This window comes from Staphylococcus sp. HMSC14D10, assembly GCF_001808125.1.
GTDB classification, from domain to species: domain Bacteria; phylum Bacillota; class Bacilli; order Staphylococcales; family Staphylococcaceae; genus Staphylococcus; species Staphylococcus haemolyticus.
The window spans coordinates 1-16,303 of record NZ_KV792259.1; the positions used below are offsets into that span (position 1 = coordinate 1).

Annotated in this window: 17 protein-coding genes and 2 pseudogenes; 4 read left to right on the forward strand and 15 right to left on the reverse strand. The window is 31.3% G+C overall.

Annotated features, from left to right (window positions below; all coding sequences use genetic code 11):
* Nucleotides 1–156 precede the first annotated feature (156 nt).
* The 3 genes from HMPREF3134_RS12665 (at nt 157) to HMPREF3134_RS08025 (ending at nt 2,239) form a co-directional block, all read left to right on the forward strand.
* Entirely contained in the window at nt 157–363 is a 207-nt protein-coding gene (locus tag HMPREF3134_RS12665; RefSeq protein WP_176744136.1) for a hypothetical protein, read from the forward strand.
* A gap of 145 nt (nt 364–508) precedes the next feature.
* On the forward strand, nt 509–1,210 hold the full coding sequence (locus HMPREF3134_RS08020; protein WP_070442065.1) for a hypothetical protein: 702 nt from the start codon (nt 509–511) through the stop codon (nt 1,208–1,210).
* A gap of 87 nt (nt 1,211–1,297) precedes the next feature.
* Nucleotides 1,298–2,239 (forward strand): ketopantoate reductase family protein, encoded by a 942-nt coding sequence (locus tag HMPREF3134_RS08025; protein WP_070442068.1) that lies wholly within the window; start codon nt 1,298–1,300, stop codon nt 2,237–2,239.
* Between the two features lie 216 nt (nt 2,240–2,455).
* Here the strand turns inward: HMPREF3134_RS08025 and HMPREF3134_RS08030 are convergent, their stop codons facing one another.
* The 15 genes and pseudogenes from HMPREF3134_RS08030 to lepB all read right to left on the reverse strand — a co-directional run bounded on the left by HMPREF3134_RS08030 (nt 2,456) and on the right by lepB (nt 15,530).
* The gene (locus HMPREF3134_RS08030) at nt 2,456–3,220 is read right to left on the reverse strand and encodes an alpha/beta hydrolase (protein WP_002502244.1); all 765 of its coding nucleotides are present in this window, start codon (nt 3,218–3,220) and stop codon (nt 2,456–2,458) included.
* A 24-nt stretch (nt 3,221–3,244) separates the two neighbouring features.
* Nucleotides 3,245–3,904, reverse strand: coding sequence for an ABC transporter permease (locus HMPREF3134_RS08035; RefSeq protein WP_016930948.1), 660 nt, complete (start codon nt 3,902–3,904; stop codon nt 3,245–3,247).
* Entirely contained in the window at nt 3,904–4,860 is a 957-nt protein-coding gene (locus HMPREF3134_RS08040) for an osmoprotectant ABC transporter substrate-binding protein (protein ID WP_002502246.1), read from the reverse strand. The genes HMPREF3134_RS08035 and HMPREF3134_RS08040 overlap by 1 nt, the downstream gene beginning before the upstream one ends.
* An 18-nt stretch (nt 4,861–4,878) precedes the next feature.
* On the reverse strand, nt 4,879–5,511 hold the full coding sequence (locus tag HMPREF3134_RS08045) for an ABC transporter permease (RefSeq protein WP_049426377.1): 633 nt from the start codon (nt 5,509–5,511) through the stop codon (nt 4,879–4,881).
* Entirely contained in the window at nt 5,508–6,695 is a 1,188-nt protein-coding gene (locus HMPREF3134_RS08050) for a betaine/proline/choline family ABC transporter ATP-binding protein (RefSeq protein WP_016930946.1), read from the reverse strand. Before HMPREF3134_RS08050 ends, HMPREF3134_RS08045 begins: the two co-directional genes overlap by 4 nt.
* A gap of 140 nt (nt 6,696–6,835) precedes the next feature.
* Complete coding sequence (locus HMPREF3134_RS08055; RefSeq protein WP_070442071.1) at nt 6,836–7,309, reverse strand: thioesterase family protein; 474 nt, start codon at nt 7,307–7,309, stop codon at nt 6,836–6,838.
* A 1-nt stretch (nt 7,310) separates the two neighbouring features.
* Complete coding sequence (locus tag HMPREF3134_RS08060) at nt 7,311–8,279, reverse strand: 3-hydroxyacyl-CoA dehydrogenase NAD-binding domain-containing protein (protein ID WP_070442074.1); 969 nt, start codon at nt 8,277–8,279, stop codon at nt 7,311–7,313.
* Nucleotides 8,279–9,163 (reverse strand): beta-keto acid cleavage family enzyme, encoded by an 885-nt coding sequence (locus HMPREF3134_RS08065; RefSeq protein WP_016930943.1) that lies wholly within the window; start codon nt 9,161–9,163, stop codon nt 8,279–8,281. The genes HMPREF3134_RS08060 and HMPREF3134_RS08065 overlap by 1 nt, the downstream gene beginning before the upstream one ends.
* A gap of 126 nt (nt 9,164–9,289) precedes the next feature.
* Entirely contained in the window at nt 9,290–9,847 is a 558-nt protein-coding gene (locus HMPREF3134_RS08070; RefSeq protein WP_016930942.1) for a TetR/AcrR family transcriptional regulator, read from the reverse strand.
* A 602-nt stretch (nt 9,848–10,449) separates the two neighbouring features.
* A pseudogene (locus HMPREF3134_RS08075) lies at nt 10,450–10,935 on the reverse strand (FGGY-family carbohydrate kinase); the annotation flags it as partial.
* A gap of 308 nt (nt 10,936–11,243) precedes the next feature.
* Nucleotides 11,244–11,786, reverse strand: a complete 543-nt coding sequence (locus HMPREF3134_RS08080) for a GNAT family N-acetyltransferase (protein ID WP_119882037.1) — start codon at nt 11,784–11,786, stop codon at nt 11,244–11,246.
* A 167-nt stretch (nt 11,787–11,953) separates the two neighbouring features.
* Nucleotides 11,954–12,058 (reverse strand): annotated as a pseudogene (locus tag HMPREF3134_RS12670) (RimJ/RimL family protein N-acetyltransferase); the annotation flags it as partial.
* 181 nt (nt 12,059–12,239) lie between these two features.
* A complete protein-coding gene (locus tag HMPREF3134_RS08090; RefSeq protein ID WP_070442080.1) occupies nt 12,240–13,646 on the reverse strand; it encodes a zinc ribbon domain-containing protein in 1,407 nt (468 codons plus the stop codon).
* Complete coding sequence (locus HMPREF3134_RS08095; protein ID WP_070442085.1) at nt 13,646–14,719, reverse strand: zinc-ribbon domain-containing protein; 1,074 nt, start codon at nt 14,717–14,719, stop codon at nt 13,646–13,648. Before HMPREF3134_RS08095 ends, HMPREF3134_RS08090 begins: the two co-directional genes overlap by 1 nt.
* Before the next feature lie 238 nt (nt 14,720–14,957).
* Nucleotides 14,958–15,530, reverse strand: a complete 573-nt coding sequence (gene lepB / locus HMPREF3134_RS08100; protein WP_048667873.1) for a signal peptidase I — start codon at nt 15,528–15,530, stop codon at nt 14,958–14,960.
* Nucleotides 15,531–15,882: 352 nt separating this feature from the next.
* Between lepB and HMPREF3134_RS08105 the strand changes: the two genes are divergently transcribed.
* Nucleotides 15,883–16,290: a YxeA family protein gene (locus HMPREF3134_RS08105; protein ID WP_070442088.1), complete on the forward strand. Its 408-nt coding sequence runs from the start codon at nt 15,883–15,885 to the stop codon at nt 16,288–16,290.
* The last annotated feature ends 13 nt before the right edge of the window (nt 16,291–16,303 follow it).

Genomic DNA, 16,303 nt, shown 5'->3' on the forward strand with positions numbered 1-16,303 from the left:
ACTTATCCAAGAACTTTATGTCCCGGACTCTTTATATATTGATGGTAGTCGATGATTAAATTGAAAATGCATTTGTCGCAAGCTTTTTTCTACTTTAGTCCTCTTTTTTGGGGACGACAAATTCAAAATGAATTCTATCTTACTTTTTTGGTTTGTATGGTATATATACATGAACAATACGATAAAATAAGTGATCACAACGAATTAGATACGTTCGTTGTGATCACTTACTTTTCAAATGTTCCTGGATTAAAAATTAGTTTCCATTCGTTAAATGGCCAATACCTCCAAACTACTTTATCTACAATTTTTTATCAACAAGACCAACCACATCAAATTGGCTATCTATACTATTATAAATAAATCTATTCGTTCTGCCACTCATTCATCCCAATCTATACATTAACTAAATAAAAAATTTCATATAATATATTTTCATATTAAATGTTAAAAACTATCCTTTTAGGGTAAGACATAAATAAACATGCTTTTTAAAGGTGATTTATAAATGATTTATAATAAATTAATTAGTGGTGTATTAGCTTTTACAATAATTTTGAGTGGATGTAGCTTAAACCTGAATTTAGATGATAAAGATAAAAAAAGTTCGAATGATCCACAACAATCAAAAGTGACAAAAAATGATAAAAACTCATCAAATGACCAAAATGAATCAGAGAATAATATCAATAATCAAAATATTAGTAAATCTTCAACATCTAAAGAAAATAATCAACAACCTCCAATAAATAAAAAACCTATAAGTGAATATCATGCATTAAATGTAGCTAAAATTTATGCTAAAAAATATTTAAATTCTGGACGAGAACAAAGTGGATTTTATATTGATAAAAATGCAACAAATAATGAAGCTTATTTTGTTAATTTTAAAAACGGAACAGTTGCTGGGCCTGCATTAACACAAACAATTAAGGTTAATAAATATCGTGGAGAAGTCGTAGATAGTTATACTAATGCAACTGATGAAGAAATGAAACAATTTAATAAAGCTAAAGAACAAAAGTATGGTCAAAATCAAGAAGACAATAATCAAATTACTAATGATAATCAAGAAGAAACAAACACCAAAAATCAATCATCGGAAGATAAAGAAGGTACGGAATCTAATCATAATGATGATAATGTGCAAGAAGAATCATCGTCTTCTGAGGATCAACAAGCACAAGACAAATCATCAGAAAATGATTAGTAGCTTAAATCTATGTAATTTAGACTATATTTTTAACATATTTTAGTGGAAATAGATAGAATACAAGAAAAATAAGGAGTGTTAAGTATGGCTAATAAAATTGCAATTGCTGGGGCGGGTGCAATGGGAAGTCGTATTGGTACTTACCTAAAACAAAGTGGACAAGATGTTACATTAATAGATTACTGGAAAGATCATGTTCATCGAATAAATGAAAAAGGAGTAGAAGTTCAAACTGAACATAATACTTATACTGTTGAAATGCATGCCACATTCCCTGAAGAGGTCAATCAAACCTATGATATTATCGTACTTTTAACAAAATCAATGCAATCTGAACAAATGATGCAAATTTTAAAAGAGCAGGGAGCAATTAGCGAGGATACTGCCATCTTATGTATGATGAATGGTTTAGGCCATGACGAACGTCTATCACAATTCGTTCCAAAATCACAAATTTTCTTAGCCGTAACAATGTGGACAGCTGGATTACGTGGTCCAGGTCAATTGCTATTAGAAGGTGAAGGTTCAATTGACTTTCAACGTGCTGATGGTAAAAAAGACCCACGTACTCAAGAAATTGCAGATATCTTAAATCAAGCTCATTTAAATGCCACTATTAGTAATGATGTATTTAAAGCAATATGGTCTAAAGCCACGCTTAACAGTGTTTTAAATCCACTGTGCACGATATTAGATAAAACAATCGGTGAATTGGGCGCTTATGATCATTCTAGAGCAATGATACGCCCAATCATTGAAGAAATTGTCGACGTAGCACATGCTAAAAATGTAGATATTCATATTAACGACTTAATCTCGAAAATTGAAGCAGCTTATCCTGATCATGCACAAGGTTTACACTATCCTTCAATGCATCAAGATTATAATCATGGTCGTTTAACTGAAATAGATTACTTAAATGGTCAAATTGTGAACTATGGTAAATCATTAGGTATCGCAACTCCTAATAATGAACTGATTACTCATCTCATTCATCAATTAGAAATGAAGTTAAATAAACGTTAATATGAAATAATGTAAAATTAAACTATACTTTTTTGTGAATTATTTGAAAGAATTGGTATTTTTGTGATAAAACTCAATTGTTGTCATTGCCCTAAATAATATATATATTGATTTTTAAATTAACTTGTAAATGAATAATCAATATTAAATCTTTCTATATAAGAATAAAATAATAAGACCACTAGTCAAAATTGTTAGACTAATGGTCTTATTATTTTATATATTATTTGTAAATATTTTAATTACTTTTTCAATAGCTTTATCCCAAAATGCATAATCATGTTTTCCTGAGCTCTTTATAAAGTCATACTGTACATTTTTTTTATCTAAATAGTTAATAAAATCTAAGTTACCTTTATAAAGTTCATCTTCTGTACCACACATAATTAATAACTCTGGCAAATCAATATTTTTCTCTATAGCTTTATCAACGAGATGATAAGGATCAAAATTACTACCAACTATCTCCTTATCCGTTCCAACTATAGACTCTGGTGAAAAATCATACCATTTGTATTTTTTAAGCATAGAAACGTCGAATGCAGCAGATAAAGGAGCAGCTTTAGAAAACAACTGACTTTGTGTTAATGCAAATTTAATTGTTCCATATCCTCCCATTGAATGCCCTGCAATAAAATTATCTTCTCTTTTTTTAGACAACGGTAAAATCTGGTGTACATAATTGTAAACTTCTAAAATGTAATCATAATAACTGTGTCCAAAAGCCATATTCGTATAAAAACTGTGATCTGCATTAGGCATTATAATCGCTAATTGATATTCATTAGCATAGCGTTCTATACTTGTATATCTCATATACGAATGAGTGTCGCTAGATAGTCCATGAAATAACATCATTGTTTTAAGTTTTTTTGTTTCGTTCGCTGAATCAAAATAACTGTCATCTTCAGGTAAAATAACATTTAAAGATTGATGCATTCCAAGCGTTTTTGATAAATAATTCATCTGGATTAAAGCCATATTATCTACTCCTTAAATACTTTATTAATTATTCGTTTGTGTAGCTGGATCTAATTTTTTCTCTGCTAGACGTAAAATAATATCTATAAGGATTACTATCACAACAATGGGTAATGCACCAGCCAAGATAAATAGTGTGCCATCAGTAGCATTCGTACCACGAATAACGACATCACCAAGTGAAGGCGCTCCAATGAACGAACCAACAGCAACAACACCTATTGCAACTACTAGTGCAATACGTATGCCTCCAATAATTACTGATAAAGAAAGTGGTAACTCAATCATACGTAAGACTTGATTACGTGTCATTCCCATTCCTTTTCCAGCATCTTTAATATTGATATCCACTTCATTAATACCAGTATACGTATTTTTTATAATAGGAAGAAGTGCATATAAGAAAACAGTGAAAATAACAGTATTAATACCTAGTCCTATTACTAACATTAAAATTGCTAACATAGCAATTACAGGCACTGTTTGAATAATGTTAGCTAATGTAATAATAATTCCAGACAACTTACCAAACCTTGCAATAAGTATTCCAAGAGGTATACCGATAATAGCAGCAAATAATACTCCATATATTGACATTAAGAAGTGATTAATAAATAACTCCCATAGATAACCAAAATTTGTTTGATAATAATGTATTAGTTGTTCGAATAAATTACCTTCCATTAGTTTTGAACACCTTTCTGTTTAGAGTCATTTTCATCGTCAAAGTAATTATGTTTTTTTAAGAAATCTTCTGCTACTGTTGCTGGTTCTTTACCTTTTCCATCTGCTTGATAGTTTAGTTCTTGCATTTGTTCAGTTGAAATTTTACCTTCCAATTTTTTTATAATTGGTTTTAATTCTGGTTTTTCTTTTAATAATTGATCAGTCGCTAAAGGACTTGCATCATATGGTGGAAAGAAATGTTTATCATCTTTAAGTACTTTCAAATCATATGCCGCTATACGACCATCAGTAGAATAACCTACTGCTACATCTAAATTACCAGAATGTAATGCATCATAAACCAAGCCAATTTGCATAGGTCTTACTGTTTTAAAATCGATACCATATTCTTTTTTAAATCCTGAATAGCCATCACCTTTACGACTTTCCCAAGAACTATCCATACCTACCCTTAATTTATTTGCATGTTTTTTCAAATCAGAGACTGTTTCTAAATGATATTTTTTTGCTGTTTCTTTCGTTACCATCAAAGCGTAAGTATTTGCAAAACCATATGAATTAAAGAATGTTTGATGATATTTATCTTTAAAGCCTTTTTGTGTTGCCTTCATTGCTTTGTTAGGGTCTTTAATTGGATCTTCCCCTAATGCCCCTGTTAAATCAGTACCTGTATAACGTGTACCAGACATATTTGCTTGATCACTTGTAATAGCATTATGCTGAATAACACTTGATCCTAAGTTATTAATTAAAGTAGGTTGTATTTTATTATTTGTATCATGTTCAATTAAAATTCTTAACATATGTGAAATGATTTGAGATTCACTTGTGCCTAAAGATGTAATTCTAACATCGTCATCTGAATTACTATTTTTTAAACCTGGTAAACTACATCCAGACAACACAGTTAGACATAGTACAAAAACTGCAATATATTTTTTATAATATTTCATAATGTCCTCCTTTATTGTTTATCTGGAAACTTTAAGTCCTTTCGGAACTATCCACTTTTCAATTTGAGCTAAAATTAAATCTACAATTAGTGCAAGTACAGTTACTAAAATAGTACCTACGATAATCATCATTGGCTCATATAAAGCTAAACCATTGAAAATCAAGTCACCTAGTCCTCCAGCACCAACATAACTTGCTAAAGCTGCCCAGCTAATTACATATACTGAAGATAAACGGATACCACTTAAAATCATTGGTAAAGCTAATGGTAATTCGACATCTTTCATCAATTGAAAATTTGTCATACCCATACTACGTCCTGCTTCTTTTACATTGCTATCAATATTTTGGACACCTACAATTGTATTATTTAAAATTGGTAATAATACGTAAATAAATAATGCAATAATTGCTGTTGTTTTACCCACACCAAAAAGTGGAATCATTAAAGCTAAAATTGCTAAAGTTGGAATTGTTTGTAAGATTCCAGCTACAGTTAAAGAAATCTTCGATAACTTTTCTCTTTTTGATAGTAGAACCCCCAAAGGAATAGCAACAATCATAGCAAGTAATAACGCTACTACTGATATATACAGATGCTCAAAAGTTTTATTAACTAATATGCCACCATTGTCTATTAAATAACTCATACTTTATCCGCCCCTATTTCTTTAGGCTCGACAATGCCTTCATCTTCATTTATTGTTTCTTCTTCAATTTCACCCCAAAGTGTATCGTATACGATATCTACTAAGTTAGATCGAGTTACTAATCCGATTAGAGTTTTACCATCTGTATCAACAATGGGGACATTTCTTACATTACGTTTTAAAATTGTACGTACAGTATCTTGTAATTTACTATCAACTTTAACGCGATAAATATCTCGCTGCATTGTATCAATAAGTTCTTTCATTTGACGTAGTCCTTGATTAATATCTTCAATATCTAAATATCCAAGTAAATGATGTTTATTATCAATTACAAAAACTGTGTCTACTCGTCGGTTTCTCATAATATTAACTGCATCATTTAATGACTCATCAATATGTACAGTGACTGGTGTAATCATTGCATCTTTTACTGTTCGTACATTTGGTCTATCTTGAATCAAACGATTCTGACCAATAAAATCTTTAACAAAATCGTTAGCTGGATGACGTAAAATATTATCTGGTGTATCATATTGAATTACTTTACCTTCAGACATAATACAAATTTTATCTGCTAATTTAATTGCTTCATCCATATCATGTGTAACAAAAATGAATGTTTTTCCTAGTTGTTTTTGTAATTTTTTCACTAAATCTTGTAATGTGTCTCTGGTAATTGGATCTAATGCACCAAATGGCTCATCCATTAAAATAATATCTTGCTCAGCTGCCAAGGCACGTACTACACCAATACGTTGTTGTTGTCCACCAGATAATTGTGAAGGATATCTATCTAAATATTCTTCAGGCAAATCTGCAAGTTTAATCAACTCTTTTGCTTTTCTGTCTTTTTTCTCTTGCGACCATTTTAATAGTTTAGGTACAAGTACAATATTTTCTTTAACTGTCATATGAGGCATTAGACCAATTTGTTGAATCACATAACCAATATTTCTTCTTAATTCTACTGCATTGATATCTTTAATATTCTTACCATTAATTGTAATCTCACCATCTGATGATTCGATCATTCTATTAATCATTCTTAATGCGGTTGTTTTACCACTCCCACTTGTTCCTATGAAAGCAACAAAATCTCCTGATTCAATATCAATGTTCATATTATCTACTGCTTTTTTCCCACCTGCATAGACTTTTGATAAGTTTCTAATACTTAACATATATCCAGTCCTCTCTTTTTTTATATTTATTACAAACTGAGGACTTAAAGTGTATGTTATACAAAGTTTACTAAGTAAAAACAAGGCACATTAAGTCCTCCATATTTCAATCATTCAATTATTAACTACTAAATTAGCCTCTATTTTCTTCTATTAATTCCTATTCGATGTCCTAATTGTTTAGGTCTTTCATTAATAGGTGTTGTATTAAAATATAACTCTATAGATTCTAATATTTGTTCAGGAAAAGGTGATGATCTATTTGTATTTATATCTATTCCCATCAACATAACTTCATATATGGCGCTACATATATCATCCTTATTAAACATCTCCATATAAACGTGTACACGTTTACTATCGTAATCATAAAGATGTACTTTTACCTGAATATTTTCGTCTTCTTTCATTTCTTTTAAAAATGTTATATGATTTTCTAATGTGAAAATTGTATACTGCAATCTTTGAATTGTTTCTTGATTAAGACCAATTAATGCTAACCATGCATCTGTTGCATCACTAAAAACACGGTTGTATTCAGCATCATTCATATGTCCGTTATAATCAACCCATTCTTTTTTTACATTTGTTTGGTAAATATAATGTTCTGACATATTAATTTACCACTTGATGTTTTTTAGATTTTTTCATTGAATCTGTATCTTCTGGCCAATATTCTTCTGCGAGTTGTTTTACTTTAATCAAGAATTCATTACGTTTTTGATCAAGTTCTGACATTGTATATCCTTGTGATGTCGCTTCACTACCGCTCACTACTTTTTCGTAAAGATCCTCTGTCAATTCTGGCGCAATTAACTTAGTCCATGGTTTTTTCAATGCAGGACCAAATTGTTTAAGCATGTGTCTCATACCACCTTCGCCACCTGCAAGATGAAATGTCATGAATGGTCCATATTGTGCATAACGTAAACCAGCTGCATGCGTAAATGCTTTATCTACTTCTTCTGTTGTCGCAATACCATCATTAACAATATGTAGAGATTCTCTCCATAATGCCTCCATTAGACGATCTGCAATATGTCCTTCAATTTCATTTCTTACATGGAGGACATCCATGCCAATATTCTCATAAATTTCCTCAGCTTTAATAATCGTTTCTTCTGAAGTACTTTGACCTGGTACAATCTCAACAAGAGGTAAGATATATACTGGATGGAAAGGATGTGCTACTACTAAACGTTCAGGATTCTTTAAATTTTTTTGCAATTCAGTTGGTATAATACCAGATGTACTTGAACCAATAATAGCAGACGGTTTCGCATAAAAATCAATTTCTTTTAAAACCGAATCTTTAATAGATTCTACTTCAGGAACGTTTTCTTGAATAAGATCTGCATCCTTAACTGCTGATTTTAAGTCCGTAGTAAAGCTTAAATTATCTAGTGATGCATTCTTAGCTAACCCCATTTTTTTAGCATAAGGCCAGTTTTGTTTAACTTGTGTTAGCATTCTTTCATAGGCACCTTCGCTAGGATCTGTAGCAACGACTTCATGCCCATGAGCGAGTATTCTTGTTATCCAGCCACTACCAATTACGCCTGTTCCAACTACTGCGAACTTCATTATTTACCTCCTTGATTATTTTTAAGATTAAGTTTCTCTCTTGCTTCTGCAGGTGTTAATGGGACTAAATCATATTCTTTCATTATTTTCTTAGCTTCTTCAACTAATGCTTCGTTAGTTGCTTTAACACCTTTTGAAATATACAAGTTATCTTCAAGACCAACACGAATATTTCCACCGCGTTTAGCAACTTCTCTAACTGTCGGTAATTGCATTCTACCAATACCGAATGCAGACCATTGTGCATCTTCAGGGATTCTTGAAATAAGATAGTCTAACGTTTGACCATCATTTTCAGCACCCCAAGGTATACCTAAACAAAATTGGAACATAGGTTGTTCGACTAAGCCTTCTTTAACAAGTTGCTTTGCAAAACTGACATGACCTGTATCAAAACATTCAAGTTCTGGTTGTACACCTGCATCTTTAATCATTTGCGCTTGTTCTCTCAGCCATGAAGCGGGACTAATATATATCGAATCTCCCATATTAACGCTGCCACAATCAAGCGTACACATTTCTGGTAATGTGTCACCTACTGGTCTATGACGCTCTTTAGGCGTTTGAATCCAGGTTCCTTTACCACCTGTTTCTGGGTGTTCTTGACTTGGAATAAAGTCGCCACCGCCACCAGCTGTTACATTAATAATAATATCTTCGTCTGCCTCTCTAATGAGTCTTACAGTTTCACTATACAGTTCTGGATCATGACTCACCCCGCCTGTTTTAGGGTCTCTAACATGAATATGTGCTACTGTTGCTCCAGCTTTTGCACACTTAATTGCTGAATCAGCAAGTTCTTGTGGTGTTACTGGAACATTTTCATTTTTGTCAATTGTATCTCCAGCGCCTGTAATTGCTGCAGTTAATAACACTTTTTTCAAGATAAGCACTCCTTTATATTTTAAATACGTTACAAACTATACCAACTGGTCGGTAAAGTTTCAACCGTAGCATAAAAAATAAGCTGAAAAGTTTCAATCTCACCTAACAGCTTAAAACCTGAAAATTTATTTTTTTTCTTTATTAATACCTACTTCTACGTTTTCTTTTAACCGATTTATTACTCTTTCACGCATTGATTCATCAATTGCACTTATTCCAAAAACTTCTGATAACCATAAACCATCAACAGCTAACCTAATGATTGTTGCATCTATTTCATCTAGACCGTCATTAACAATTTGAGATTGCCAATCTTCATATAAAGATTTTAATGGTAAGAGTAGCGCTTTATTTGAACCTTGTGCAGCAAGCATTGCAGAAGTAATAGGCGCATTTTCAACACGATGCTCTTTCGTTGCTTCAATAAACGCATTTAACCATTGTCCTTGTTTACAATGTGTATTATCAATATGACTATTTACATTTTCTCGATATAATTCATTAGCATAATTGACAAGTTCTTTTATTAGACCTTCTCTATTTTTAACATGATAAAGCAAACCACCCTTGCTTATACTTGCTTCTTTTGCTACTGCATCTAATGTTAAATAGTCAGTACCTTGTCTATTTACTATATTAGCTGCAGATTCTAAAATATACTGTTTCTTAGATTTCCTCGTCATCAATTCACCCTCTTCCAATTAAAATCAATATTGTTTACATAATACTCTTAAATAGATAGAGATTATTATATTATATAAATTATTTTAAAAAAAGTTTTACGTTCTAATCTTTTTAACTATATTAAAAATGATTACACTTAAAAAATGTATAAAGTATGTGAGAATAAGACAAAGAATTCAAAATGCATTCTTCTTCCTATCCCAACTGTGTATGTAACCTAATTTATATTGAATATAAACTTCTTTTACGAAAGTCCTAGCTCTATGACTTAAATCAAATTGAACTTAAATTTTTTAACCTTTTGTATTGATTGTATAAGAGTAGAAGTGAAAAACTTAATATAAGTGTATTTTCTTTCATTTTAATTATTGATTATCTTTGTAAACGATCATTTAAAATGCTTTATGTCAAGTAGATAAGTAAATAATTAAAAGATACTATTAAATTTAACTAATTTCTCATCTTTAAATTTCATTTTCATATTCTTCTCTCAATAAACTATCTGAGAATTCCCCAGGTAATCCTAAAAATTGTCGATTTTGTTTAGTTAAATCGTTAGTCACAATAATTCACTTTCTCCCTTTGCTTATTTGTGATTTCTTTAAAGTTGTTCGTTAGCAAGACGTTCTATAGGAAGACCTTTTTTAAAACGTTCAATATAACGATTAAAGCTTACTATTTCTTTTTTCATTTGGTTCAATTTTGATAGAATCAGTATCTTTAAAAGCAATTTCATTAAGATAACTAGATAAATTTACATAGTTTTCTGCTACAAGATATCTAGCTAAAACAGCAATCCCCCCATGCTCCACCCTCACTAGCAGTTTGCATAACACTAACGGGACTTTGCATTGCTGCTGCCAAAAATGTTTGAGCAACTTTTTTGGTTTTGAATATACCTCCGTGTCCATATATTGAATTAATTTCAATATCTTCATTCTTTTTAATAAATCAATACCAATTTTTAATGTACTAAATGCACTATATATGTGAGTCTTCATTATATTAGCTAAATTGAATGAACTATCTATCGATCATACTAACATAGGATAACCTGTTGAACCTCTGTAATAAATTCTCCGGAAATTATCACTTTTAAACTTAAATATTGTAATATTATAATTTATACCCCAAAACTGACTCCATCTTTACAATAGTTTTTATTGTGCTATCCTACACTTGGAATATTCTTAATCTAACATAAAAATTTTAACCACTTTCACTTTATTATATATAGTTTTACTAAACAATAAGCTTAAAAATAGAAAGAGATAACTCTATTCTCTATTATATTCGGAATGAATCTATAAGTGGATATCATACGTTTATTGATTACTTAAAAAATTATTATAAAATCATCTTGTAAATAAATTTGAATGTATATTTACAATAGAATTAATCATCATATTCTTCCCGGAGTAAACTATACACATAACTATCTGAAAATTCTCCTTGTAAACGTTCATCACTTCTCAATATACCCTCTTGTGTGAAACCAAGTCTTGTTGGTATAGCTCGGCTTTTCTTATTTTTAGTAGACATTCGTATTTCGATTCGGTTAATATCATATTCTTCATATACATATTGAATAAGTGCTTTAGTGCATCTAGTCATAATACCTTTCTTTTGAAAGTCTTCAGCTAAATAATAACCAATCGAAGTTGTTTTATTAACTAAGTCTAAATAGTGCAATCCTATGACCCCAATCAGTTCTTTATTACTCCATATTCCACAATGAAATCCATTACCATCGATAAATTGTTGCAACGCTGAATGGATAAAGTGTTTACTATCTTCCACCTTCTTTGTATGTTCGACAAAAGGTAGAAATTCTGCTAAGTAGTTACGATTGCTATCTACTAATTTAAATAACTGTTCTGCTTCTCGTTCTTCTAATATCTTTAATTTAATATCTTTATCTACTTGGTAACCAAAAATCATAACTATCCCGCCTATGTATTTAATTATTAATAAATCTCAAAGAAAAACCGCTACTAAAGTGGATATGGAAAGCCATCACCACGAGTGAACTATTCTAGTGCCGACTGAATAAACTTCTTACTGTGCGTAACTTCCGTTGTGTATTCTACAAATGGCAAGAACTCGCCTAAATAATCCCGATTCGCATCAACTAATTTGAAAAGTTGCTCCGCTTCACGTTCTTCTAATATCTTCAACGTCACATGTTCATTCACTTGATAACCAAACATCATAACTATCGCCTCCAGTTTAAATTTTCAAATTATTCGGTAAATTAAATATATAGTAACATAAATTGATTTAATTAATATTAAAGCTCATAAATTATTATGCTTCAAAAATCCTTAAAAATTAAGGCTGAGCAATTAAATTCAATCGCTCAACCTCATTATGATAATAACTATTCATTTATTAATAACCAGAACCGACTTCCTCACCATCTTCATCGTATTCAGTTACATAACCATCGTCAGTGTCAACGGTATATGATCCGGCTAAATCTCCGTCTTTGTCAGTAAATGAGAAGCCCCATTTACCATCATCTGTTTTTTCTGGTTCTTTGTATGTGTAAGTATCCGTATCTAACGTATGACCTTCGTATGATTCTACTTTATCAATGACGTTATCACGTGTCACTTCGCCTGAACTTGAATCAGAATCATCGCTATCACTATCAGACTCAGCATCCATTTTGTCATCAATATACTTATCAATCTCATCATCATCAAACGTAACTGTGACATCTGTTACGTCATCATCGTCTTCTCCAGAACTAGTCACATTAACAGAATCTGATTTGAACGTTTTACCTTCATAAGTACCTTGTGCATAAACAGTTACTTCTTCATCAGGGTCATATGGTCCAAATGTTTCAGAAGATGATTCACTTCCAATTTCTTTATCATTCGCGTATATTTTCACATTGTTTAACATATAGCCGCCATCAACGCTGACTGTGAAACGTTTTTGTTTAAATGATTCATAAGCAGTAGCATCATCACTCATGTTAATCATTAACGCACCTTTGAATTTCTTACCATCGATGTCTTTTGTTGCTTTTAAATTGTAATCACCGATTGGGAACGTACCTAACGTTTTTTCGTCATCTTCCGTAACCGTTGTCGTACGCTTTTTACCATTATATTCGTAAGTAATATCTCCACTACTACTTGGATAAATGCTCACTGATTTTTGTGGAACATTGAATGAATAATTATCAAAAAATAGGAATTTCTTGCCATCCTTTGAAATATTTAACACACTATTTCCATTAGCATCTACAGATAAATTATTATAACGATTATCTTTAATTTCTTTCGCGCTTTGTTCTACGTTACTACCGACATTATTTAAGTCGTCTTCTGTTTTGATGTAGTTTAAATATGCGCGTGCTTCTTGTTTGCTTAATTTTTGGTCATTTTGAGTTGTAACTTCTTTGGCTAATGCCTTTTCGTCATCTTTCTTGATTGCTTGTGCAATATTAGATGCTTGCTTTTCCGGAGAAAATTGATTTTTTAATACTGAAAATGCAAGAATCAAAGCAATTAGCAATACAGCTATAACTGCAATAATAATCCAAGTCTTTTTATTATCGCCTTTACGTGGTTGTTGATCATGTCTGTCGGTATAACCGTTTTGATTATGGTTATTATACCCTTGATATTGATGCTGCTCATGCTTATCTTGTCGACTTTGGTTGTGATGATCTTGCTGTGTGTTAGAGTGATTTGTTTTAGATTGCTGAACGGGTTTCCCACAATTTGTACATACCTTCACACCTTCGCGAAGAGGTTGACCGCAATTACTACAATATTTCATTAGTAAATCGAACTCCCATCAAATAGATTATTGAACTCACTGATTAAGTTTCCAAAGATTTGGTTAAATAAAGATTCACCGAAAATAGTCACAAATAAGAAGAACACAATAATGTAAATAATCACACCGTAAAAACTTGAAAAGCGAGTATGATGATTTGCACTATATTTGGCAATCATGTAAACACCTGAAACAACGATTAATAAAATGGATAGTATAAATAATGCGCCACCAAAGCTAAAAGAATTAGCGAACATTAAAATAAGTGCAATCAATAGTACTGCGACTGAAACACTATTAATAAGTACAAAATCTGACAATACTTTTTTAAATGTGATTGGCTGTCTAACTACTAAGCGCGTAATACCATATGTTGCTCCCACTATCACTGCTAGGAATAAAATGATACCTAAAACAACAGAAAAGATAATTTGGCTTTTCGGTGTTTCAAACATTCCAACTGATGAAGGAATTACAATAGCAAGCAACAGTGCTACGACTAATAAACCGACAATGATTAAAGAAAATAACAATTTAAAACTAAATGCTTGTTGGCTTTTTAGTACTTGATCAGGTGAAGCGAAAGCACTTTTAAAGAAACCTTTACTTTCTTCTGTCACTTCTTTTGCATGGTCACTAAATTGGCTTGTTTGTTGTGGTTGTTGATGGTTTGAATATGACTGATCGTATTGTGGTTGATTGTGATATGTATGTGATGCATTGTTGTGAGGTTGTTGGTGCTGATTTGATTGAGGTTGATGCATTTGATGTTGTTGTGTCGATGTAGTATGTTCAGGTACATGCTGATGATCTCGCACTTTACCATCTTCATTAGGATGTTTATCCTGTTTCGATTCGTTTGTTCTTGATAAATAATCACTTTGATTTGATGTCGTTTCGTTACCTTCACCTAATGATCCAGTTGAATCGTGTCGTCTACCATTAGCTTCAGCATTAGAGATATCTTTTTCAGCAGAATTAATAGTATGAGACTGTCTATCTATTTTATGGCCACACTCTCCACAAAATAAATCGTTAGGTTCGATAGCATTTCCACAATTTGGACATTGCATAGGAATCCCTCCAATTTTATTATTTTTTAAATCTTCAAAAAGTATATCATTTATTTTGTGTTGCTTTCTATATTATTTTAAACTTTTTATCAAAATAATTATATATTTTAAAAAGCATTATTTAGATGTGCGTATTTAATATAATAATCTAAATATTGACTTGACTAAACTGAAATAAAAAAACGATGAAGTCTAAGACTACACCGCCAATAAAATTTTAATTATTTAATTGTTTTTTCTAAAATGTGCCTGGGTTAAAACCAGCTTCCCATTTATTAAATGGCCAATATCTTAAAACAACTTTACCTACAAGTTGGTCTTTATCTACTAAACCAACTTCACCAAAACGGCTATCTACACTATTTTGTCTATTATCACCTAAAACTAAATACTTATCTTTAGGGATTTTATTTTTGCCATTTGCACCGTTCACTTGGCTTGTTTTAAATGTACCTGTCAAATACTTACCTTGTTTATGCTTCTTATTATAATCTAAATAAGGCTCTGATACCTTTTTGTCATTAACATATAATTGATCACCTTTATACTCAACTTTATCACCTGGCGTACCAATCACACGCTTAATAAAATCACGTTGTGCATCTTCATGGAAGACAACGACATCACCATTATCAATGTGGTTCAATGTTTTCGAAATCTTACTAACTATCACTTTATTTCTATCTTGGAAAGTTGGATACATCGATGAACCTGATACTGTGTATGATGTTCCAATAAACTTTAATACAATACCTACAATTAAGAGTGCGCCACCAATGGCTACAATCCATTCAATTATCTCTTTTTTCAATTAAACCCCGCCTATCATCTTTTATAAACACAACTTACTTTATCACAAATATATTGCAAAGTCGTTTCACTCATCTTTAAAAAGCGTAACGTTAATCAATTTACTTCGTTTTGAAAATTAAGCTCATCAAGAAAATCATCCTCAATGTGCTTATTGATAGCTTCATCGTAACAAACCTCTCACAAGATTACTATTCAAGTTATCACATTTAAGAATGCCTTCTTACTTACAATTTCAAAAAATAATCTAATCTTTCATATTCGTAAGAAATGGCATCGACTTTGTAAGGTTAGATAAAGGCAGTACTGACGCAACCCTTCTACAATTATAAGTGTAATAGAAACAAGGAGTGATGATATTGAAAACCTTAAGAAATATATTCATTGCAGTTGCCGTCATTGCAATTATTGTTATCGGAGGATTGTTTGGATTAAATGCTTATTCCAATCAACACCCTAACAATCGCTCAATCAATGACTGGAACAAGCTCAATCCTTTAGCCCAAACATATGAATATTACGTTAAGACTCAGAAACCATCTAAAGTGGAAGTCGTTGATAAAGAAAAAGACTTCTATATCTATCATTACAATCAAACTGGTTACACGAAAGATGGTAAATCTAAAAAAATTGAATACACAGCATCCAAAAAATTAAAACAAAATCATTACTTAGTTGTACGCGAAAAATCTCACACAATTCTGTCATACGAAGAAGTTAAAAAATCAGAAATTCCAACTAAAGCAAAAGAAAAATTATAAATCAAACAAGGAG